General features: G+C 65.1%; 20 protein-coding genes. 15 read left to right on the forward strand and 5 right to left on the reverse strand.

The genetic code is table 11. The features are described from left to right. Positions 1-27 precede the first annotated feature (27 nt). Both JNE37_RS12970 and JNE37_RS12975 read left to right on the forward strand, forming a co-directional pair. On the forward strand, positions 28-2,181 hold the full coding sequence (locus tag JNE37_RS12970) for a peptidase domain-containing ABC transporter (protein ID WP_182399491.1): 2,154 nt from the start codon (positions 28-30) through the stop codon (positions 2,179-2,181). Next, positions 2,178-3,614 carry an HlyD family type I secretion periplasmic adaptor subunit gene (locus tag JNE37_RS12975; RefSeq protein ID WP_203063174.1) on the forward strand — a complete coding sequence of 479 codons (1,437 nt, stop codon included), beginning with the start codon at positions 2,178-2,180 and terminating at the stop codon, positions 3,612-3,614. Before JNE37_RS12970 ends, JNE37_RS12975 begins: the two co-directional genes overlap by 4 nt. 2 nt (positions 3,615-3,616) lie before the next feature. On the opposite strand, the gene hpt is transcribed toward JNE37_RS12975, so the two are convergent. Beyond that, positions 3,617-4,162 carry a hypoxanthine phosphoribosyltransferase gene (gene hpt / locus JNE37_RS12980; protein ID WP_035034537.1) on the reverse strand — a complete coding sequence of 182 codons (546 nt, stop codon included), beginning with the start codon at positions 4,160-4,162 and terminating at the stop codon, positions 3,617-3,619. 115 nt (positions 4,163-4,277) lie between these two features. Here hpt and JNE37_RS12985 point away from each other — a divergent pair, with 115 nt between their 5' ends. Both JNE37_RS12985 and JNE37_RS12990 read left to right on the forward strand, forming a co-directional pair. Then, on the forward strand, positions 4,278-4,694 hold the full coding sequence (locus JNE37_RS12985; RefSeq protein WP_203063176.1) for a GNAT family N-acetyltransferase: 417 nt from the start codon (positions 4,278-4,280) through the stop codon (positions 4,692-4,694). A 71-nt stretch (positions 4,695-4,765) separates the two neighbouring features. Beyond that, complete coding sequence (locus JNE37_RS12990; RefSeq protein WP_035091227.1) at positions 4,766-6,292, forward strand: O-antigen translocase; 1,527 nt, start codon at positions 4,766-4,768, stop codon at positions 6,290-6,292. Positions 6,293-6,572: 280 nt separating this feature from the next. Here the strand turns inward: JNE37_RS12990 and JNE37_RS12995 are convergent, their stop codons facing one another. Next, positions 6,573-8,111, reverse strand: a complete 1,539-nt coding sequence (locus JNE37_RS12995; RefSeq protein ID WP_203063178.1) for an alpha/beta hydrolase — start codon at positions 8,109-8,111, stop codon at positions 6,573-6,575. A 197-nt stretch (positions 8,112-8,308) separates the two neighbouring features. Between JNE37_RS12995 and JNE37_RS13000 the strand changes: the two genes are divergently transcribed. The 9 genes from JNE37_RS13000 (at position 8,309) to JNE37_RS13040 (ending at position 15,808) form a co-directional block, all read left to right on the forward strand. Continuing rightward, positions 8,309-9,043 (forward strand): GntR family transcriptional regulator, encoded by a 735-nt coding sequence (locus JNE37_RS13000; RefSeq protein ID WP_052015398.1) that lies wholly within the window; start codon positions 8,309-8,311, stop codon positions 9,041-9,043. Between the two features lie 378 nt (positions 9,044-9,421). Further along, positions 9,422-9,802, forward strand: a complete 381-nt coding sequence (locus tag JNE37_RS13005; protein ID WP_203063179.1) for a cupin domain-containing protein — start codon at positions 9,422-9,424, stop codon at positions 9,800-9,802. Further along, positions 9,802-10,863, forward strand: coding sequence for an Ldh family oxidoreductase (locus JNE37_RS13010; protein ID WP_203063180.1), 1,062 nt, complete (start codon positions 9,802-9,804; stop codon positions 10,861-10,863). Before JNE37_RS13005 ends, JNE37_RS13010 begins: the two co-directional genes overlap by 1 nt. Before the next feature lie 12 nt (positions 10,864-10,875). Beyond that, on the forward strand, positions 10,876-11,274 hold the full coding sequence (locus JNE37_RS13015; RefSeq protein WP_035034526.1) for a RidA family protein: 399 nt from the start codon (positions 10,876-10,878) through the stop codon (positions 11,272-11,274). Positions 11,275-11,283: 9 nt separating this feature from the next. Continuing rightward, entirely contained in the window at positions 11,284-12,192 is a 909-nt protein-coding gene (locus JNE37_RS13020) for a fumarylacetoacetate hydrolase family protein (protein WP_203063181.1), read from the forward strand. Further along, the gene (locus tag JNE37_RS13025; RefSeq protein ID WP_203063182.1) at positions 12,189-12,929 is read left to right on the forward strand and encodes an SDR family NAD(P)-dependent oxidoreductase; all 741 of its coding nucleotides are present in this window, start codon (positions 12,189-12,191) and stop codon (positions 12,927-12,929) included. The genes JNE37_RS13020 and JNE37_RS13025 overlap by 4 nt, the downstream gene beginning before the upstream one ends. A gap of 19 nt (positions 12,930-12,948) precedes the next feature. After that, the gene (locus tag JNE37_RS13030; protein WP_203063183.1) at positions 12,949-14,502 is read left to right on the forward strand and encodes an FAD-dependent monooxygenase; all 1,554 of its coding nucleotides are present in this window, start codon (positions 12,949-12,951) and stop codon (positions 14,500-14,502) included. Next, entirely contained in the window at positions 14,502-15,473 is a 972-nt protein-coding gene (locus JNE37_RS13035; RefSeq protein ID WP_203063184.1) for an amidohydrolase family protein, read from the forward strand. The genes JNE37_RS13030 and JNE37_RS13035 overlap by 1 nt, the downstream gene beginning before the upstream one ends. Positions 15,474-15,475: 2 nt before the next feature. Continuing rightward, positions 15,476-15,808, forward strand: coding sequence for a cupin domain-containing protein (locus JNE37_RS13040; RefSeq protein ID WP_203063185.1), 333 nt, complete (start codon positions 15,476-15,478; stop codon positions 15,806-15,808). 618 nt (positions 15,809-16,426) lie between these two features. Here the strand turns inward: JNE37_RS13040 and JNE37_RS13045 are convergent. Next, on the reverse strand, positions 16,427-17,434 hold the full coding sequence (locus tag JNE37_RS13045) for an ABC transporter substrate-binding protein (RefSeq protein WP_035034516.1): 1,008 nt from the start codon (positions 17,432-17,434) through the stop codon (positions 16,427-16,429). A 168-nt stretch (positions 17,435-17,602) separates the two neighbouring features. Here JNE37_RS13045 and JNE37_RS13050 point away from each other — a divergent pair, with 168 nt between their 5' ends. Both JNE37_RS13050 and JNE37_RS13055 read left to right on the forward strand, forming a co-directional pair. Beyond that, the gene (locus JNE37_RS13050) at positions 17,603-18,367 is read left to right on the forward strand and encodes an ABC transporter ATP-binding protein (RefSeq protein WP_035034515.1); all 765 of its coding nucleotides are present in this window, start codon (positions 17,603-17,605) and stop codon (positions 18,365-18,367) included. Positions 18,368-18,369: 2 nt separating this feature from the next. Continuing rightward, entirely contained in the window at positions 18,370-19,137 is a 768-nt protein-coding gene (locus JNE37_RS13055) for an ABC transporter permease (protein WP_035034514.1), read from the forward strand. On the opposite strand, the gene JNE37_RS13060 is transcribed toward JNE37_RS13055, so the two are convergent. Both JNE37_RS13060 and JNE37_RS13065 read right to left on the reverse strand, forming a co-directional pair. Then, positions 19,134-20,087, reverse strand: a complete 954-nt coding sequence (locus tag JNE37_RS13060; protein ID WP_203063186.1) for a glycosyltransferase family 8 protein — start codon at positions 20,085-20,087, stop codon at positions 19,134-19,136. The two genes, JNE37_RS13055 and JNE37_RS13060, sit on opposite strands and share 4 nt — an antisense overlap. Positions 20,088-20,157: 70 nt before the next feature. Further along, the gene (locus JNE37_RS13065) at positions 20,158-20,355 is read right to left on the reverse strand and encodes a DUF2934 domain-containing protein (protein ID WP_035034512.1); all 198 of its coding nucleotides are present in this window, start codon (positions 20,353-20,355) and stop codon (positions 20,158-20,160) included. Between the last annotated feature and the right edge of the window lie 109 nt (positions 20,356-20,464).

A 20,464-nucleotide genomic window follows, 5' to 3' on the forward strand; every position in this document is an offset into this window, starting at 1 on the left:
CCAGCGTCCTGAAGTCGGTGGCCAGTGATGAGTGATACCTCCCGTACCGGCGTGCATTGCCTGGCTTTCGTGGCCCGCCACCACGGCGTGGACATGGCCCCCGACAGGCTGGTTCATGACTATGCGCTGGGCGACCAGCCGCTGAGCCCGCGACAGCTCCTGCGCATGGCCAAGGATGGCGGGCTGCGGGCCCGTTCGTCCCGGATGGGCTGGAAGGAACTGCTGAAGCTGCGCGACGCCTATCCGGTGCTGGCGCAACTGAGCAACGGCAACTGGGTTATCGTGGCCGGGCCCGCCGAAACGGTGGACGGCAAGACGCCGGACGCGGTTCGCATCCTCGATCCCCTGGCCAAGCGGCCCGAGCCGCTGCTTATCGCGCGCGACCAGTTTGCCAGCCGATGGAATGGCGAGGTCGTTTTCCTCAAGCGTACCTTCAAGCTGGGCGATCCCGAGCAGCCGTTCGGCCTGCGCTGGTTCCTGCCGGAAATCTTCAAGCAGAGGCGGCTCTTCGGAGACGTCGCGATTGCGGCCATCGTGCTTTACGCGCTGGGTCTGGCGACGCCGATCTTCTTCCAGCTCGTCATCGACAAGGTGCTGATCCACGAAAGCTATGCCACGCTCACCGTGTTGACGATCGGCATCGGGGCGGCGCTGATCTTCGATGCCGCCTTTACCTATCTGCGACGATACCTCCTGCTCTACGCCACCAACCGCATCGACATCCGGGTGGCGACGCGCACCTTCGGGCATCTCCTCAACCTGCCCATCGCGCTTTTCGAGCAGGCCTCGGCCGGCGTGCTGGTCAAGCACATGCAGCAGACGGCGCGCATCCGCGAATTTCTCACCGGTCGGCTGTTCCTGACGCTGCTCGACGGGCTGTCGCTCTTCGTCTTCCTGCCGGTGCTGCTGCTCTACAGCGTCAAGCTGACCCTCGTCGTCGTCGGCTTTGCGTTGCTGGTCGGCGTCATCGTGCTGCTGCTTATCGGGCCGTTCCGGCGGCGGCTGCAGGACCTCTACAAGGCCGAGGGCGACCGGCAGGCACTGCTGGTGGAAACGGTCCACGGCATGCGCACGGTCAAGTCGTTGGCGCTCGAGCCGCGCCAGCGCAAGGTGTGGGACGATTACTCGGCGCAATCCATTTCCGTGCGCTTCCAGGTCGACAAGATTTCGACGGCCGCGCAGGCGCTGACCTCGCTGGTCGAGAAGCTGATGAGCGTGGCGATCATCGGGCTGGGTGCGCTCGATGTGTTCAACGGCACCATGACCATCGGTGCGCTGGTGGCGTTCAACATGCTGGCCGGGCGCGTGTCGGGGCCGCTGGTGCAGATCGTCACCATGGTGCACGAATACCAGGAAGTGGCGCTTTCGGTGCGGATGCTCGGCGAGGTGATGAACCGGCAGCCCGAGCAGTTCGGCCGCGGCCGGGGCCTGCGGCCGGTGCTGACCGGCAAGATCGACTTCGAGGACGTTTCCTTCCGCTACGGCCCTGACGGTGCGCCGGCGCTGGACGGGGTGTCGTTCTCGATTCCCTCGGGCTCCGTGTTCGGCATCGTGGGCAAGAGCGGATCGGGCAAGACCACGGTGACGCGGCTCATCCAGGGGCTCTACCAGGTGCAGCAGGGCCTGGTGCGCATGGACGGGTTCGATAGCCGCGAGATCGACCTCGTGCACCTGCGCAGCAGTATCGGCGTGGTGCTGCAGGACAATTTCCTCTTCCGCGGCTCGGTGCGCGACAACATCGCCTCGGCGCGGCCGGATGCGACGTTCGAGGAAGTGGCGGAGGCCGCGCGGATGGCGGGCGCCGATGAGTTCATCGAGCGACTGCCGCGCGGGTTCGACACCATGCTCGAGGAGAACGCGGCCAACCTTTCAGGCGGGCAGAAGCAGCGGTTGGCGATCGCGCGGGCGCTCATCACCGACCCCAAGCTGCTGATCTTCGACGAGGCCACGAGCGCGCTCGATCCCGACAGCGAGGCGATCATCCGGCGCAACCTCGCCTCGATCGCCAAGGGGCGGACGGTCATCATCGTTTCCCACCGGCTTTCCACGCTCACCGATGCCGATGCCATCCTGGTCATCGAGCGTGGGCGCGTGGCCGATGTCGGGCGGCATGAGCAGTTGCTGACGCGCTGCGTCACCTATCGGCATCTGTGGAACCAGCAGACGAGGCAGGTCGCATGACAGCCAAGTCGAGTGAAATGAAGGTCGTCGAGCCGGCTGCGAAAGCAGCCGAAGAGAAGCGGCGGCCAAAGCCGGTCGAGGTCAAGGCATCGGACGATGGGCGCAAGCCCGTGCAGGTGATTTCCGAGTTCCAGAGCGATGCGGTCGAGCTTGAGGAGCGGGTGCCGCCGCGGGTGGCGCGGATGACGCTCTACAGCATCACCGCGTTCCTGATCGCGGCGGTGACCTGGGCGTCGGTATCCTCGGTCGACGAGATCGTGGTGGCGCCGGGCAAGCTCGTGACCACGCAGCCGACCATCGTCGTCCAGCCGCTCGAAACCTCGATCATCCGTACGATCGACGTTGAGGCGGGTGATGTGGTCAAAGCCGGCCAGACGCTGGTGACGTTCGACCCGACCTTCACGCAGGCCGATGTCGACAGGCAGAAGGCGCGGCTGGCGGTGCTCGACGCGCAGGTGAGCCGCAGCCAGGCGGAGCTCGACGGCAGCGACTACGCGACCCTCGCGGGGAGCTCCGACGAGGAGCAGTTGCAGGTAAGGCTCTTCCAGCAGCGGCGCGCATACTATGCGGCGCAGTTGCAGAATTTCGACCAGCAGGTGGCCGTGCAGCAGGCCGCGATGGACAGCAGCCGGTCGCAGGAGGCGGTGCTCAAGAACCAGTCCGACACGCTGGCGCAGATCGAATCCACGCGGCAGGCGCTGTTCGACAAGCAGAACGGCTCACTGCTCGACCTCCTCACGTCCCGCAATTCGCGGCTCGATGTCGATGCGACGCGGGCCCAGATGGAGGGGAGCCGGGTCGAGGCCGAGCATACGATCGCCAAGCTCGAGGCGGACCGGGCGGCGTTCATCCAGGATTACCGCCGGGCGACGATGGAGCAGCTCGTCGATTTCCGCGGCAAGCGCGACGAGGCGGCCGAGGAGCTCAAGAAGATGGAGCTGCGCCGCAACATGGTGACGCTGACGGCGCCGTCCGACGCGGTGGTGCTGGAGCTGGCGGCCAAGTCGATTGGCTCGGTGGTGCGCGAAGCGGAGCCGGTGGTGACGCTGGTGCCGGTCGATGTGCCGCTCGAGGCAGAGGTGTCGGTCAATTCGCGCGATATCGGGCAGGTGGCGGCGGGCGATGTTGCCCGCGTCAAGTTCGACGCCTACCCGTTCCAGAAGTTCGGCACCGCCGACGGTTCAATCCGCACGGTGAGCCGCGACGCCTTCACGCCGGACGGCAAGGCCGATGCGCAGGGGGCGGCGGCCATGCCTTATTTCAAGGCGCGTGTGCTGATCGATGACAAGAGCCTCGATACCCGCGAGGGACCGATGCACCTGCTGCCGGGCATGACGGTGACGGCCGAGATCAAGGTCGGCACCCGCACCATCATCTCCTACTTCCTCTACCCGCTGCTGCGGGGGCTCGATGACAGTATCCGGGAGCCGTGAGCTCAGCCGGCGTCGGTGAAGCGGACGGCGCCGATATGGGGGAGGTTGCGGTTGCGCTGGGCGTAGTCGATGCCGTAGCCGACCACGAACTTGTCCGGGATTTCGAAGCCGATCCAGCGCGCCTTGACGTCGACTTCGCGACGCGACGGCTTGTCGAGCAAGGCGCAGACCTCGATGCGGTTGGGGTGGCGCGTGTTGAGGATGTCGAGCACGTGGCGCAGGGTGTAGCCGGTATCGACGATGTCTTCGACCAGCAGCACGTCGCGGTGCTCGATCTCGCCGCGCAGGTCCTTGAGGATGCGCACTTCGCGGCTGGACTCGGTCGAGTTGCCGTAGCTCGAGACTTCGAGGAAATCCACCTCGACCGGCAAGTCGAGTTCGCGCACCAGGTCGGCGATGAAGATGAAGGAGCCGCGGAGCAGGCCGACGACGACGAGCTTCTCGGTGCCGCTGTAGAACTCCGAGATTTCCTTGGCCAAAGCTTCCACGCGCGCGGCGATGGCCTTGGCTGAGATCATTTCATCGATAACGTAGTTTCTGGCGGTCATGGCATGCCCCAAGTTTCCGGCGCCGCCTGCTATAAGGGCTTGCGAGGCGAAGCGGAAGCCCGCCCGGTGCGAGATTCAGCGGGGTGCGGCACTGCGCCCGCCAGGGAGGACGCGGTTGGAGCTGCAATTGCGGCGCGAGACGCCTTCGGTCGAAGCCTATAACAGCCTGCGCCGCTCCGTCGGCTGGCAGCCGATCGCGCCGTTGGTGGCGGAGGCGTCACTGGCGGGCTCGCTGTTCTGCGTGACGTTGTGGGACGGCGCGGAACTGGTGGGGATGGCGCGAGTCGTTGGCGACGGGGCGCTCTACTTCCATCTTCACGATGTGCTGGTTGCCTCTGGGCGGCAGGGGCGAGGGTTGGGCGACAGGCTGGTGCGGGCGGCGCTGGCCTATTTCGAGGAAACGGCGGGGTCGGGCGCGATGCTGGGGCTGATGTCGGCGGGCGGCAAGGATGGGTTCTACGAGCGCTACGGCTTCATCCGGCGGCCGAACGAGACGATGGGGAGCGGCATGGTGCTCTACCGGGCCGGCTAGCACGTTCGGTCTATGGCCGCGGCGGGCCCCCGGTGGGACTTTCCGCCATTGGAGCGAAACCCGGGTCCGCCATGTCCGATACGATCGCGGCCCAAGAGCCGCCGGCCAGCAAGGCCCCCAGCAGGAGCTACGGCCAGATCCTGCGGTCGACGGCGGTGATCGGTCTCTCCTATCTCGTCGTCACGCTGATCTCGGTCGTGCGCATGAAGGCGGTGGCGCTGTTGCTGGGGCCGGCCGGTGTCGGCCTTGTCGGCATCTATTACCTCGTGGTGGACCTTGCGGGCTCGGTTGCGGGCATGGGGGTGGCGTCGAGCGGGGTGCGGCAGATTTCGGAAGCCAACGGTTCCGGTGATCGGCGGCGCATCGGGCGAACCGTGGCGGCGGTCAAGGGGCTGTCGGCGATCCTGGCGGTGGTTGGAGGCGTGGCACTCGCGGCGGTTGCGGTGCCGGTGGCGTGGGCGACATTCGGCAGCGACGTGCAGGCGATGGCGGTGGCCATCCTGGGTGCGGCGGTGCTGTTCAAGGTGCTGGGTGCGGCGCCGATCACAGTGTTGCAGGGGTTGCGGCTGACGCGGCACCTGGCGATGGCGAATGTGGCCTCGGTCTTTGCCGGGGCAGTGGCGACGATCGCGCTGATCGTGTGGCTGGGCGAGAAGGGCATTGCGCCGGCGCTGGTCTGCGGGTTTGCAGCGACCTTCGTGGCGGCGGCGCTCTATGCGCGCAAGGCCGATGTCGAGCCGGTGCCGGCGGGCGAGGCAATCCGCGACCAGATGCGGCCGCTGCTGCGGCTGGGGTTCGTCTTCATGACCAGCGCGCTGCTGACGACCGGCGCGGCTTATCTCATCCGGATCATCGTGCTGCATGCCGAGGGCGTGCATGCGGCGGGGCTCTACCAATCGGCCTGGGGGATCGCCTCGCTCTATGCCGGCTTCGTGCTGCAGGCGATGGGGACCGATTTCTATCCGCGCGTGACCGAGGTGGCCTCCGACAATGTCGAGGTCAACCGGCTGGTCAACGAGCAGGCGCGGGTGAGCCTGCTGCTGGCGGGGCCGGGGGTCATCGCGACCATCGCGCTGGCGCCGGTGGTGCTCGCGATCTTCTATTCCTCCGCCTTCACCGATGCGCAGGCGCTGCTGCGCTGGTTCTGCCTGGGAATGATGCTGCGCGTGGTGGCCTGGCCGATGGGCTATATCGTGCTGGCCAAGGGGGCGGAGCGGCCGTTCTTCTGGACCGAGGTCGCGGCGGCGGTGGTGCAGGTGGGGCTGGCGGCCCTGCTGGTGCCGTGGATCGGGGTGGACGGCGCGGGACTGGCCTTTGTCGGGCTTTATGTGTGGCACACGGTGATCATCTATTTCGTGGCGCGGGGGCTGAGCGGGTTTCGGTGGAGCCGGGGCAATATGGTGCTGTCGCTGGCCTATGTCGGGGCGACGCTGGTGACGATGGCCGGATGCTTCTTCCTCGACTTCTGGGTGGCGACGGGGATAGGCGCGGTGCTGGCTGCGGCGACGGGGCTCTATTCGCTCAGGGAAGTGCTGTCGCTGGCGCCGGAAGTGGTGCCCAAGGCGTTGCGGCCGCTGGTGCGCAAGGTGCTGGGATAGGCGATTTGTGGGGTGTGCGCTTTTTCTTGCGGTTTTTTGGGTGTTTTTGGGTTTCTGAATTCAGTTAAATTATTGAAATAAAATGATATTTTTGTGATTGGCTGGTCGCAAATCGTTAAATTTCGACTCAATTTCGGGTAATCTTTGGCCATCTTTTGCGGGTTTTGCGGACTTTTCGATGCATTTGGGGGCATGTCCGTTTGAAGAGGTTCTTCAGCGGTGGCTGAGGTTGCGCGGATGCGCAGCGCTTTCAGGCTAGGCCGGTTTCGGGGGAGGGGGATTAGTTCCCCGGAGGGGACTGGCCGGCGATCATCTGCAGGACGATGGGATAGACGAAGGCTATGTCCTGGTCGGCCTGGCGGGGGTCGATGAGATCGTGGGGGAGCTGGCGGGCTTCGGGGAGGTTCTCGACATCGACCTGGCGGCCCTCGGCGCGCCAGGCATCGGCGACGCGGCGGATGAAGGCGTTGCTGACGGCGGTATCGGCGTCGTTGACGAGAAGTCCGAGATTCTGCGCCCTGGCGGCTTCGCGGCGGGCGCTGTCATCGATCGCCTGGCCGAGCCGCATGATCTGCGCGACGGCATGGGTGGCGTAACGCGGATAGGCGTAATCCATTTCCTCGGAGGGGAAGGGCTCGAGCGGGTTCCACCAGACCATGATGTTGGGGGCCGCCAGCATCAGGCTGGCCGCGGCGTGAGCGGCCCATGGCGGCACGACATGCGGGCTGAAGAACGGAGCGATCGAGACGGTGTTGCCGGCATCGGCGCGGTACTGGCCGGACCAGGCGACCATGGTGCCACCGGCGGAGAGGCCGGCGACGACGACTTCATCGCCGAGGCCCTGCGCGAGATCGATGGATTCGTTGGTGGTCGCGACGAGCTGTTCGGCGGTGAGGTCGGCGAGGGCGGTGGTCATGGGATCGGCCATGCCGTGGCCGGGCAGGCGCGGAATGTAGACGTTGTAGCCCTGGTCGAAGAGCTGCTGGCCGAGAACGTCGATCTGGGCCGGGCAATTGGTGAGGCCGTGAAAGAAGATGACGGCGCGTTTGACCTTGCTGCCATGGGTCAGGAGGCTCGAATGGCAGCGCGGGTGGAGATCGAGCTGGGCCTCGCGGGCCTTGACGGCATCGAAGGCGGCCAGCGCCGCGGGATAGTCGGCGGCGGGGTGGCTGCTTGCGGGATCGAAGGTGAGCGGCTTGGTGTCGAGCGGCCAGATCGAGGCGATGCTGAACGTGCCGGCGAGCGCGACGAGGAGCACGACCGCGACGGTGCCGGTGACGCGCAGGAGGGTGCGGATGAAGCCGCGACGGCGGCGCTGCTCCTTGCCCAACGCTGCTGCCTGTGGGAAGCGGCGGCCCTGTGCCCAGGCGATAGCGGCGCCGATGACGGCCATGAGGATGATGGCGGCAAAGCCGGTGGTGAGAAGCGTCAGGCCGCTCAGCAACAGGATGTGCTGGAGGCGCTCGGCTATGGTGCCCGGCTCGCCCGCCTCCTGCCAGTTGCGCTGGAAGATTTCTGCGAGAGCGATGACGACGGGATAGGAGAAGACGGCGACATAGGTGCCGGCAACGGCGCCGCGCCAGAGCGTGAACTTGTGGGTGCGCGAGACGAGGCGCCACCAGATGAAGCAGCCGACGGCGAAGACGCCGATGAAGAGCGTCAGCCAGGTGACCTGACCATCGTCGTTGCTGAAGATGGTGCTGACATCGATGCCCACCAGCGGCACCGCCACGAGCGCGCAGAGCGCGAAGGCGAGGCCGGCTCCGATATTCCAGGGCGCGTAGCGCGGCGTGCTCGCCGCGGACTGCTCTGACGCCATCTTGGGGCCTCCCTCGTGGATGGCGCGAGTATGGCGCAGGAAAGCCAATCGGGGAATATCCCGTGAAAAGACCGGCACTTATTCGCCATCGCCGTGCGCGGGCTGGCGCGGAGGATGGATTTTAGATATTTCAGTAGCCATATTTGCTTGTGTGGACGCGAGCCACGTCAGCATTCCCGTCTGCAACAGGAGCGGAAATGGCGGAGACTTCAAGCGCCAGGAAAGGCAAGACGGGAGCGTCTGGCGAGAAGCAGCAATCCCTTGTCGAGCAGGCCTATGAGCGGATCAAGGAGAAGGTGATCACCCTTCACTTCCTGCCCGGGCAATATCTCAACGAGGCGGCGATCTGCGCTCAGCTCGATCTCGGGCGGACGCCGGTGCATCAGGCGCTCCAGCGCCTGCACCTGGAAGGACTGGTGGAAGTGCTGCCGCGCAAGGGCATTATCGTCCAGCCGGACAGCCTCGCCGAAATCCTCAAGATTTTGGATTCCCGCCTGACGGTGGAGCCGGAACTGGCCCGCTCGGCGGCGCGCCGGGTGGCGGCGGGCGAAGTGTCCGAGGACGAACTCGAGAAGCTGCGGGCCATCGCCACGGCGACCGACGCCAATGTCGAGCCGCCCGATATCGCGGCCTTTACCAGCAATGACCGCTGGTTCCACCGCGAGATCGCGACGCTTTCGGGCAATACGATGATGGGCGATTTCGCGCGGATGCTGCACGAGCGCTCGACGCGGTTCTGGTATCTCAATCTCTGGCAGACGATCGATGTGGGCGCTACCAACCGGCAGCATGCGCAGATCGCCGATGCGGTGGTCGCGGGCCGGGAGGAAGAGGCGGGCGATTTCATGCAGGCGCATATCAAGGCGTTGCGGGATCGGCTGGAAAAGCTGCAGGCGGGGGCTCCGGTGCCGGGGCGGTTTCCGGCGGAGTAGGGGGCTCGTTCTGTTTTTTGGGCGGGCTTTGGTGACCTGATTTCGCGGAAGCGGAGGAGTGGGGCTACCCCCACCCCTGTCCCCTCCCCGCAAGGGGGAGGGAGACCACTACGCGCGGACGGTGTTTGGGGCTTTCCCCCTCCCTGGCCCTCCCCACAAGGGGGAGGGTGGGTGTCTTTGGCGAAATCGAGCAGCAAACTCCACCCTCCCCCTTGTGGGGAGGGCTAGGGAGGGGGTGCCAGGGGCGCTGACCTTCCCTTTCCACACGCCCGCCACTTACCGCTTGGCTTTTCGCATCACGTGAAATATCATCTAAAGCGAAAGTTGATATTTAGGTGACTCGTGGCCAACGACGGACTTCCAGTGACGCCCCCGGGCATGCCCTCTCTCGAGGAGATTTTGATCCAGTCGAACGACATGCCCTGGCGGGCAAAGTCGCTCAAGGGCGTGCATGAGAAGATGCTGTGGCGCGACGATGCGACCGGCGCTTCGGTCGCCCTGATCAAGTTCGAGAAGGGCGCCAGCATCCCGACGCCGCACCTGCATGCGTCCAACCAGATGATGTTCTGTCTCTCGGGCCATTACGAATACACCAAGACGGGCGTGACGCTCAAAGCCGGCTCGTTCTACTGCAACCCCAAGGGCAATGTGCACGGGCCTACGGTCGCTCACGAAGACACTGTCGTCGTCGAGATCTATGACGGCCCGCACTATCCCGTGCGTCCGGACTGGTACGACAATGACGAGGATGCCCGCTGATGACCAACGCTCCCAACGAGCCGGTTTCGGCCGAGGCGCTGGCCAAGGCCGTCGCTGCGATCTTTGAAGGTTGCGGCGTGGCGCCGGAAGCCGCCGCGATCGTCGCCGAGGACCTGGTTGCCGCCGATATCGAAGGCGTCGCCTCCCATGGCGTGATGCTGGTGCCGATGTATGTCGAGCGCCTCAAGGCCGGTTCGGTCGCCAAGGGCTCGCAGGGGCAGGTCGTCTCGGACAATGACGCCGCCGTCGTGATCGATGCCGGCGACGTGCTCGGCCAGCTCACCGCCCGCCAGGCAGTGGCCATCGCCGTCGAGCGCGCCAGGAAGTTCGGCATGGCGACCGTCGCCGTGCGGAACGCCTTCCATTTCGGTACGGCCGGGCGCTATGCGCGCATGATGGCCGATTCAGGCGCGGTGGGCATCGTGATGTCCAATACGCGTCCGCTGATGCCGGCCACCGGTGGCGCGCAGCCGCTGACGGGCAACAATCCGCTGGCCATCGCCGTGCCGAGCGCGGGCGAGTTCCGGCCGGAAGTGGACATGGCGCTTTCCGCCGTGGCCATGGGCAAGATCCGCAATGCCGCCGCTGCCGGCCAGTCCATCCCCGAGGGTTGGGCAGCCGACAAGGAAGGCGCGCCGACCACCGATCCGCAGAAGGCCATCGAAGGCATGCTGCTGCCGGCTGCCGGCCCCAAGGGTTTCGGTCTCGCCTTCATGGTCGACCTGCTGACCGGCGGGCTTTCGGGCGGCAATATCGGCGCCGAGGTCAATGGCCTCTACGGCAACATGGCAACGCCCTATCGCTGCTCGAACGTCTTCATCGCCATCGATGTCGGACACTTCGTGCCTGAGGAGCAGTTCGAAGGCCGGGCCAAGTCGGAGCTCGATCGTGTTTCGGCTTCGCGCCGCGCGCCTGGTGTCGAACGCGTGTTCGCGCCCGGCGAGCTCGCCTATGCCGCCCGCACTGGCGCCAATGGCCGCGCTAAAGTTTCACCCGCCGCCTGGAAAAGCCTGGTCGAGACGGGTGCCTCACTGGGCGTCGACGTCCAGTCTTACTTCTAAAAAGGAAGCAAAATGAAAGAGCAGATTACCAGCGACAAGCTCGCAAAGCCGAATGGTCACTTCTCGCAGGCGACCACGATCGAAGCGAAGGGCAAGCTGGTCTTCATCTCGGGTATGACGGCTCGCAAGGCCGATGGCACCATTGCCGGTATCGGCGATGTGGAAGCCCAGACCCGTCAGGTCTGCGAGAACCTCAAGGCGGCGGCCGAGGCTGCCGGCGGCGGGCTCGAGGACATCGTTCGCGTGGACGTCTATGTCCGCAACATCGAGCACTTCCCGATCATCCACAAGGTCCGCGCCGAGTACTTCAAGGCGCCGGTCCCGGCTTCGACCATGGTCGAGGTCGCCAAGATGGTCAGCCACGAATACCTCATCGAGATCAGCGCCATTGCGGTGCTGCCGAACGGCTAAGAAGAAAAGATGCGTCTTGCTACCGTCAATGTCTCCGGCTCGCCGCGCGTCGGCTTGGTCGAAGGCGAACTGATCCGTCTGCTGCCGGCCCAGGAGGGTGACATGGTCACCCTCATCGGGCGGGGCAAGGCCGAAATCGAGCGGCTGGTGAAAGCCTCGCCGCTCGACACGATTCCCTTGGCCGATGCCAAGCTGATGGCACCGATCCAGCGTTTCAGCCGCGACGTGCTCTGCACCGGCTGGAACTACTGGGACCATTTTGAAGAAAGCCGCGGCAAGCGCGAGGGACAGGACGTCGACAAGCCCAAGGCGCCGACGTTCTTCACCAAGGGCCCGAACACGGTGATCGGCCCCTGCGACGAGATCGGGCTGGACCCGCATATCTCGGCCAAATGGGACTACGAGGCCGAAGTCGGCATCGTCATCGGCAAGCGTTGCCGCTCCGTCTCCAAGGCCGAGGCGCTGGACTATGTGTTCGGCTATTTCCTCGCCAACGACGTGTCGCAGCGCGACCTGCAGCGCCGCCATGGCGGGCAGTGGCTCAAGGGCAAGAGCATCGACAAGACCATGCCGATCGGCCCCTTCATCGTCACCGGCGATGAACTGGACGTGCCCGAGATCACGCTGGAGCTGACCCTTAACGGCCAGACCATGCAGAGCGCCAAGCTCAAGCAGATGGCGTTCCCGATTGCCGAGCTGGTGGCCGAACTCTCGTTCGGCATGACGCTGGAGCCGGGCGACATCATCATCACCGGCACGCCTTCGGGCATCGGCAATGCGCGCGAACCGGCGATTTTCCTGAAACCGGGCGACGAGATGGTCGTTTCGGGCACGGGGCTGGGCCAGTTGCGCAACCGCGTGGTCGAGGCCGACCTTCACGGAACGACCGATATCCCTTCGATGAGCGAGACCAAATGAAAGCAACGTTCGATGCCACAGGCGATGTGATCGTCATTACCGGCGGGGCCAACGGCATCGGACGGGCCCTGGCGCTGACGGCCTCCAAGGCCGGTGCGCAGGTCGTGGTCTGCGACATGAATGAAGACGCGATGGCGAGCCTTCGGGCCGAAGCGCCCGCCATTGCCACCCGCAAGCTCGACGTCTCCGACCGCGCGGCGGTGTTCTCGACCTTCGAGGGCATCGAAACCGAGTTCGGACATATCGACGGGCTCGTCTGCGGCGCCGCGATCCAGCCGCGCACCAATATCCACGAGATGGACCCTTCCGAATGGGAGAAGGTCATCGGGGTCAACCTCAATGGCGTGGTCTGGTGCTACCAGGCGGCCATCGGCGGCATGATCGATCGCCGCCGCGGCTCCATCGTGGCCTTCTCTTCCGGTCTCGCCCATCAGGGCTGGGCCAAGGCCTCGGCCTATGCGGCGACCAAGGCGGGCCTCATCGCCTTCCTCAAGAGCGCCGGCAAGGAAGTGGCCGAGCACCGGGTCAAGGTCAACGTGATCTGGCCGGGCGTCATCGACACTCCGCAATACCGCAACGCCAATCCGGGCGCGGAAGGCGACAGCTGGAAGAACACGCTGGGCGTCGGTTCGCCCGAAGACGTGGTGGGGCCGCTCATGTTCCTGCTCTCGGACGCCGCGACGATGAGCGCGTCGGTGCTGAGCCGCGACATGGCCTACACACGTAATGAAGAATAAAACTCTCTAGAGGAAAGCCATGAAGCCAGTTCTGGTTGTCGGGGCGGGTCCGGTGGGTCTGATGACCGCGCTGGCGCTCAAATTCTACGGCATCGAATTCCGCTCGTTCGAGGAAGACAATGCCTTCTCGTCCGACACCAAGGCCGGCACGATCCTGACGCGCACGGTGGAAGCCTTCCGGCGCTATGGCGTGGACAAGGCCGTGCTCTCAAAGGCCCTGCGGCTGGACGAGATCGGCGAGATCGAGCGCGCAACCAACCAGCGTCGCGCATCGGTGATGACCGAGAATCTCTTTGACGAGACGCGCTTTCCGTTCGTGCTCAACATTCCCCAGCATCACCTGGAGCCGATTTTGGCGCAGGGGCTGGAAGACCTGCCGGAAGGCTGGGTGAACCTGCGCCACAAGCTCATCGATTTTACCCAGAACGAGGACGGCGTCGTCGCCCGCTTCGAGACGCCCGAGGGTATCAAGGAAGTCGAGGGATCTTACCTCCTCGCCTGCGATGGCGGCCGTTCGACGGTGCGCACGCAGCTGGGGATCGAGGTCGAGGGCGTGTCGCTGGACGTGCGCTACATGCTGGTCGACATCAAGGTCGATCTCGACAAGGCCAATCCGCGTGACTACCCGTACCTGGCCTATTTCGCCGATCCGGCGGAGTGGATGATCCTGGTGCGCCAGCCCCATTGCTGGCGGTTCCTGTTCCCGCTGGCGCCGGGGGCCGAAGAGGCCACGCGCGAGGAATTGGAAGCCAAGGTGCGCCACTTCGTGGGCGACGTGACTTCGCTCGAAGTGCTCAACACCGTCATCTATCGCGTGCATCACCGCATTGCCTCCAAGTGGCGCAATGACCGCGTGTTCCTGATGGGCGACGCCGCCCACCTCATCACCCCGATGTGGGCGCTGGGGCTCAATACCGGCGTGCTCGACGCCATCAACCTGCCGTGGCGCCTGGCATGGGTGCTGCGCGGCTGGGCCGACGACAGCCTGCTCAACGGCTATGAGCGCGAGCAGCAGCCGCTGGCCGCGCACGGCTCGGGCGAAATGGCCGAAGCCGCGCGAAAACTCATGGGCGGGGAGACTGGCGAGGCCAAGGCCATGTCGGGTACCGACTGGGCCAATGCCATGACCCGCTCGCTCCTGGGCGTGAAGGTGGATGCCGAAGGCGCCGGGGACTGGTCGATCGTCAAGACCGAGCGCACCAACCTGCGCGTCGGCGATCGTATCGCCGACATGCCGGTGTTCGACGGGCAGGGTGGGCGGACTTACCTCCACGACCTTTGCGACGACAGCTTTGCGGCGCTCTACTTCACCGATGTGCGCCGTCGCCCGGACATTCCGGCGGACACGCTGCCGGGGCTCAAGAGCTATGTGGTTTCGCGCTGGGACGCGCCGCTGGATTCCGGTTTTCGCGATCGCGCGTTGCTCGATATTGGGAACAAAGTGCGCGACAAGCTGGGGCTGGGCGAAGACGTCGTGGTGCTGCTGCGCCCGGACGACCATGTGGCGGCGATCCTGCCCATGGCCAGCGCTGACATCGAAGGCCTCTACAAGACCATTATCGGACGGAAGTGATGACCGAAGGTATTCTGCTCGACGTTCATGCGCATCTGATCCCGGTGGTGGAAGACCGGCTCGCGGCCATCGAGGGCGTGAGCTGGGATGGCGAGGCCATGATCATCGACGGGCACAAGGTCGGCATGAAGCCGATCTTCAAGCCCGAGGCGCTCAAGAAGTGGATGGGCGAGAACAAGGTGGAGCATGCCTTCATCTCGGCTCCGCCGCCGCTCTACAGGCAGCAGCTTCGCGGAGACGAGGCGCGGGCCTGGGCCGCCTATATCAATGACGGGCTGGACGCGATTGCGGCGGAGTCTGACGGGACGCTGAGCGCACTGGTGCACCTGCCGACCGAGGACCCGGAAATCGCGATCGCCATCGCGCGCGATTACACGGCCAGGGGCCACAACCTCTTTGCCATGCCCGCCGGGACCGGCGACGAGCGTACGCTTGGCATGGCCGAGTTCGAGCCGCTCTGGCAGGTGCTCGATGCCGCCGGGGCGTTCGTGTTCTTCCATCCGGGCGAATGCGGGGACGGACGGCTCAAGTCGTTCTATCTGACCAATCTCCTCGGCAATCCTTATGAGAGCACGGTGGCGCTGGGTCACCTGATCTTTGCCGGCGTGCTCGAGCGCTATCCCAACATCATGCCGTGCTTCGCCCATGGCGGGGGCCTGCTGCCGATGGTGGCGGGGCGGTTCGAGCGCGGCTTCGATACGGCGCGGCCGGGGGTGGATACCTCCAGGGCCGCACCCTCCAAGGTCATCCCCGGCATCTATGTCGATTGCATCTGTCACAGCGAAGCCGCTTCTATCCATGCCGAGGCGACGTTTGGGGGCGAGCGTGTGGTGTTCGGCTCCGACTGGCCCTTCCCCATGGGGTTGGTCGAGCCGTACACCCAGCTTGCAGCCTACGCGCCGGAGCGCCGGCAACGCTATTTCCAGACCAACCCGGCAGCGCTGCAGGCGCGCCTCAAATCCAAGGAGTGAGCATGTCCGAAACGGGAATGCCGGAAGGCACCAAGCTCGGTACGATCGGTGACGAAGTCATCTTCGAGAACGACACGATCCGCGTCTGGAAGCTGGAGCTGCAGCCGGGGGAAATCCAGGCGTGGCATCAGCATGACCTGCCGTATCTGGTCGTGCCGTTGACCGAGGGCGACAATGTCATGCGCTTCGCGGACGGGCGCCTCAAGCCGACGGCCGAGAAGCCGGGCGAAGCGCTCTGGCGCGAGCCGGGCATGCCGCACGAGCTCGAGAATGTCGGCACCGCGCGCTACGCCAATATCCTGGTCGAGTTCAAGAGCGTGGTGAAACCCGCCTGAGGCAGCAATGCCGCGGAGGAGAAACGTGCCGTCCCCGAGAGGGGGCGGCATTTTTATTTGGGGCAATGAGCTTGTGGCCTTCCCCCTCCCTGGCCCTCCCCACAAGGGGGAGGGTGGGTGTCCTTGGCCAGATCGAGCAACAAACCCCACCCTCCCCTTGTGGGAAGGGCTAGGGAGGGGGTGAGCCAGGGGTGCTGAGGTTGGGGCTTACCCCCACCCCTGTCCCCTCCCCGCAAGGGGGAGGGAGACGTGCTGGCTTGTTTCGTGTCTCAGCCACGGAACAACTCGGGCCGGAGAGTCGGGGCTATTGCACCGGGCAGTGTGAGTGGAGGGATCCGTAGGCCCCGGGTCTTCGCCCGGGGAAGTGCGGTGGGGGTGGCGAGAGGCATGGCGCTCGTGGGCGACGCCGTTGCTCAAAAGTGCGGAGCCTTGAGCCTTCCCCCTCCCTAACCCTCCCCACAAGGGGGAGGGGGGTGTCTTTGGCCCAGATCGAGCAACAAACCCCACCCTCCCCCTTGTGGGGAGGGCTAGGGAGGGGGTGAGCCACAGGCTCGTCCCGGTTTGCCCAAAACAGAAACGCCGCCCCGGAGGGCGGCGTCGTGGTGTCGGTCGGAACCCTTAGTTCGCTTCCGGAAGGATACCCGGCTCGGGCAGGAAGCCCGGCACGTAGATGTCTTCGACCTTGAGCTTGTCGCCGTAGATTTCGACGTTGTTGTTCATGAAGTCGAAGGTAGCGGCCATCTTCTCGGGGAGGATGTGGCCGAAGCCGTTGGCCTTGACGTCGTCGTTGATGGCGATCTTTTCGAGGAGGTCGATTTCCTCGCGGACGATGGCCGGATCGAGCGACTCGACGTGCTTGACCATGATCTCGGTGGCCTCGTCGCGATGGGCCATCGTGTACTGCCAGCCCTTCATGGCGGCGCGGACGAAGCCCTTGACGGCGTCGGGATTGGACTCGAGGAAGGTCTTATTCACCCCGATCGAGTTCGAGTAGATGTCGAGGCCGAGGTCGGGCGCGAAGAGGCAGACCGGCTGCTTGTCGGGCGCGGCGCGCTTGATGGCCGGGCCGGACATCAGGAACTGGTCGACGCCTTCGATCTGGCCGGCGGCGAGCATCGGCACGCGGGCCGAGGCGTCGACGTTGACGATTTCGAGCTTGGAGGCGTCCAGGCCATTCATGTTCATGATGGCGCGCCAGATCTGGGGCAGGAAGGAGGCCGAGGACGAGCCGAACTTGAGGCCTTCGAGCTGCTTGGGTTCGGTGACGTTGGCGCCCGGATTGAGCGAATAGACGCAGTAGGGAGCCTCGACATAGGCGCCAGCCACGATCTTGATGTCGCCGCCGGCGGCGCCCGAAGCCACCAGGCTCGGCACGTCGATGAAGCCGATGGGCGCGAGGCCGGTCACGACGCCGCGGATGGCGTCAGCGGTGCCCTTGGACGGAAGGATCTCGACGTCCAGGCCCTCTTCGGCGAAATAGCCCTTGTCCAGCGCGACATACCAGGGAGCGTGACGCCCCAGGCTGATGAAATCGAGCATGAAGGTGACTTTGGTATTGTCGGCGAGGACCGGCGTGGCGGCCAGGCCGGAGAGTGCGGCGAGCACCCCGACGAATTTACGCAGCATGTGTTTTCTCCCTTTTTCCTCGCAGGTGCGTGCCCCCGACGGAAAGGTCTCTGAGGTCTTGTTGACCATAAGAACATCATAAGATATTTCAGGAGACATGCAAGCTGATCTAGCAGCTTCGGCGCCCCTTTTCGCGCCTGCTTTGCTGCAGTTCCGGCCGAAAGGGGTATGATGGCCTTTGTTGAAATTACCAATGTCCGGAAAGTCTTCGGCGGCTCCGGCCGCGAAGTCGTTGCTCTGGACGAGGCGAACCTGACCTTCGATGAAGGCGAGTTCGTCGCTCTGCTGGGCCCAAGCGGGTGCGGCAAAACCACCCTGCTCAAGATCGTCTCGGGCCTGATCCCCAAGACTTCGGGATCGGTGACGGTGGCCGGCAAGGAAGTGACCGGCCCGTATTCGGACTATGGGTTCGTATTCCAGCAGCCCAGCCTCATGCCCTGGCGCACCGTGCGCGAAAACGTGCTGTTTCCGATGGAAATCCTCGGGCGCAAGGATGCGCAGGCGCTCAAGCGCGCCGACGAGCTGCTGGCGCTGACCGGGCTCTCCTCCTTCGCCAATTCGCGCCCGCATGAGCTTTCGGGCGGCATGCAGCAGCGCGTTTCGCTCTGCCGCGCGCTCATCCACAAACCCCGGCTGCTGCTCATGGACGAGCCGTTCGGCGCGCTCGACGAATTCACCCGGCTGGAGATGAACGATCTGCTGCTCAAGGTGAAGGACGAGACCAAGGCCTCGGTGCTGTTCGTGACGCACTCGATCTCGGAAGCGATCTATCTGTCGGACAAGGTCGTGGTGTTCTCGCGCCGGCCGGCCCGCGTGCATCTCGAGTTCAACGTGTCGCTGCCGGGCACCCGCAGCCAGGCCACGCGCTTCACCCCCGAATTCACCGAGGCCGAACGCCGCGCCAGCGAAGCGCTGGGCCTGCTGGGACACTGACCATGAACGACACCTTTTCGCGCATCGCCTATCCTCTCCTCGGCGTCGTCATCATCCTCGCCCTCTGGTCGGCTGCCTGCCACATCTTCAAGGTGTCGCCGGCCGTGCTGCCGCCGCCCGAAGACGTGGCCGTGGCGTTCGTCAAATGGTTCCCGTTGCTGCTCAAGGAAGGCTGGGTGACCCTACAGGAGACCGTGCTCGGATTCCTGCTGGCGCTCGTCGTCGGCATTCCGCTGGCGGTGGCCATCGCCAATTCGCGCGCGCTCAACCTGATGTTCTATCCGCTGCTGGTCGGCCTGCAATCGGTGCCCAAAGTGGCGCTGGCGCCGATCGTGCTGGTGTGGCTGGGCACGGGGCTGGAATCCAAGCTCGCCATCGTCTGGCTGGTGGCGTTCTTCCCGATCATCATCGATACGGCAGCGGGCCTGCGCGCAACGCCGCGTGAGCTGATCGAGCTGGCGCGCAGCCTCAAGGCCTCGCCCTGGCAGGTGTTCTACAAGGTGCAGTTCCCGGCGGCGCTGCCGTTCGTGCTGACGGGCGCCAAGGTCGCCATCACGCTGGCGGTGATCGGCGCGGTGATCGGCGAGTTCATGGGCGCTTCGAGCGGGCTGGGCTACCTGCTGCTCTCGGCCACCTCGCAGCTCAATACGCCGCTGGCCTTCGCCGCGCTCTTCGCTCTCTCGTTCCTGGGCCTGGGCGTCTACGCGATCATCGAGATCATCGAGGTGATGCTCGGACGCTGGCTGCCGCCCAAGCCCGCAGGGCATTAAGGCGCGGAGCGGGGAAGTTCCCGGCCCGTCCCGGTCGCAACCGGGGCGGGCCGTTTCAATTTGAGGAAGGGCCCCAGCCAGGGCAGGCGCGCGGCGATGCGTTCGCGAAGGAACAGGTAGAAATAATCGTTCGTCATGATGTGACGGTAATTGCGCTTGAAGGCGGTCTCGCCGAAGAGCAGCCACGGCTTGTTGGTGCCGGTATAGTGGACGACCCGCGGATCGAGCGCCTCGTGCGAGGGCGTGGGGTTCTGGAGGTTCCACATGGGCTCAAGAACGAGCCAGTTGTTGCGCAGTGCGATGTTGAGGATGTCCTGGTCGTAGTAGACCGAGGCGAATTCCTCTGCCGAGAGCCGAGCCTTTGCCGTGGCCACAGGATCGATCGCGGCGAGGCGCCGGGTGTCGATGACCATGAGGCCGGCGTTAAAGAAGGGCTCGGTGGTGTCGTAATAGGGCTTGGGCCGGAAATCGCGCCCGGTCTGGAAGCCGGTGCCGTAGGGGTCGAGGACGGCGGCGATCGGGTAATCGCCGAGGTCGAGATCGTAGAGCGCCTCGATGGGCGCGCGGACCATCATGTCGCAGTCGATGTAGATCAGCCGCTCCACCGTCCCGGGCACGATGTCCGTGAGGAAGAGGCGGATATAGACCATGGGGCTGAAATTGAGGTGCCGGTGCTTGACGGGCGGCAATTGCCGCACGCGGTCCATGAGGGCGCCGTCGCTTTCGAGATCGTAGAATTCGAGCGCGGCGCCGTATTCGGCGGTGATGGCTGTCAGCGCCTGCCGGTGATCCTCGCCCAGGCCCATATGCATGAGGTGGAAGACGATATTGGCGCGGCGGCGCGAGACGATGCAGATCGAGCGCATGGTCGCATAGGCCGGAGCCCAGTAGCGGTCATCGAACGTCAGGGCAATGTGGATCGGGTCGCGGTGCGACGTGTCCTGGGGCATCGGGTTCTCGGCGCGGAATGGTCCCGCGAACCATTACGGGCTGGGCACTAAAATGCCAACCCTGCGGCGGTCATTGCATGCCGTCGCGCAGTTCCTTCTCATTGCGGCGCATGCGCAGGTGCTGCTCCATGGCGCGGAACCAGTAATCCTTTTCACGGCCCGCCGGACGCCCATCCTGCTCCCACATGAAGTAGGCCGTATCGCGGACGGCCTGCTCGAATTCAGGGTCTCGCCAGACGGAATCGTCGGAATGGGGATCGTCGCTCATCGTCTTCTCCGCAACTACGCCAACAACCCCGGAAGCGGGGCTGCGGTTCCGTTGCGGATGGCGGGAACCATGCGATGGGCCGGTCGGTTTCTATAGCCTGGCGGCGCGC

The organism is Paradevosia shaoguanensis (assembly GCF_016801025.1).
Taxonomy (GTDB): domain Bacteria; phylum Pseudomonadota; class Alphaproteobacteria; order Rhizobiales; family Devosiaceae; genus Paradevosia; species Paradevosia shaoguanensis.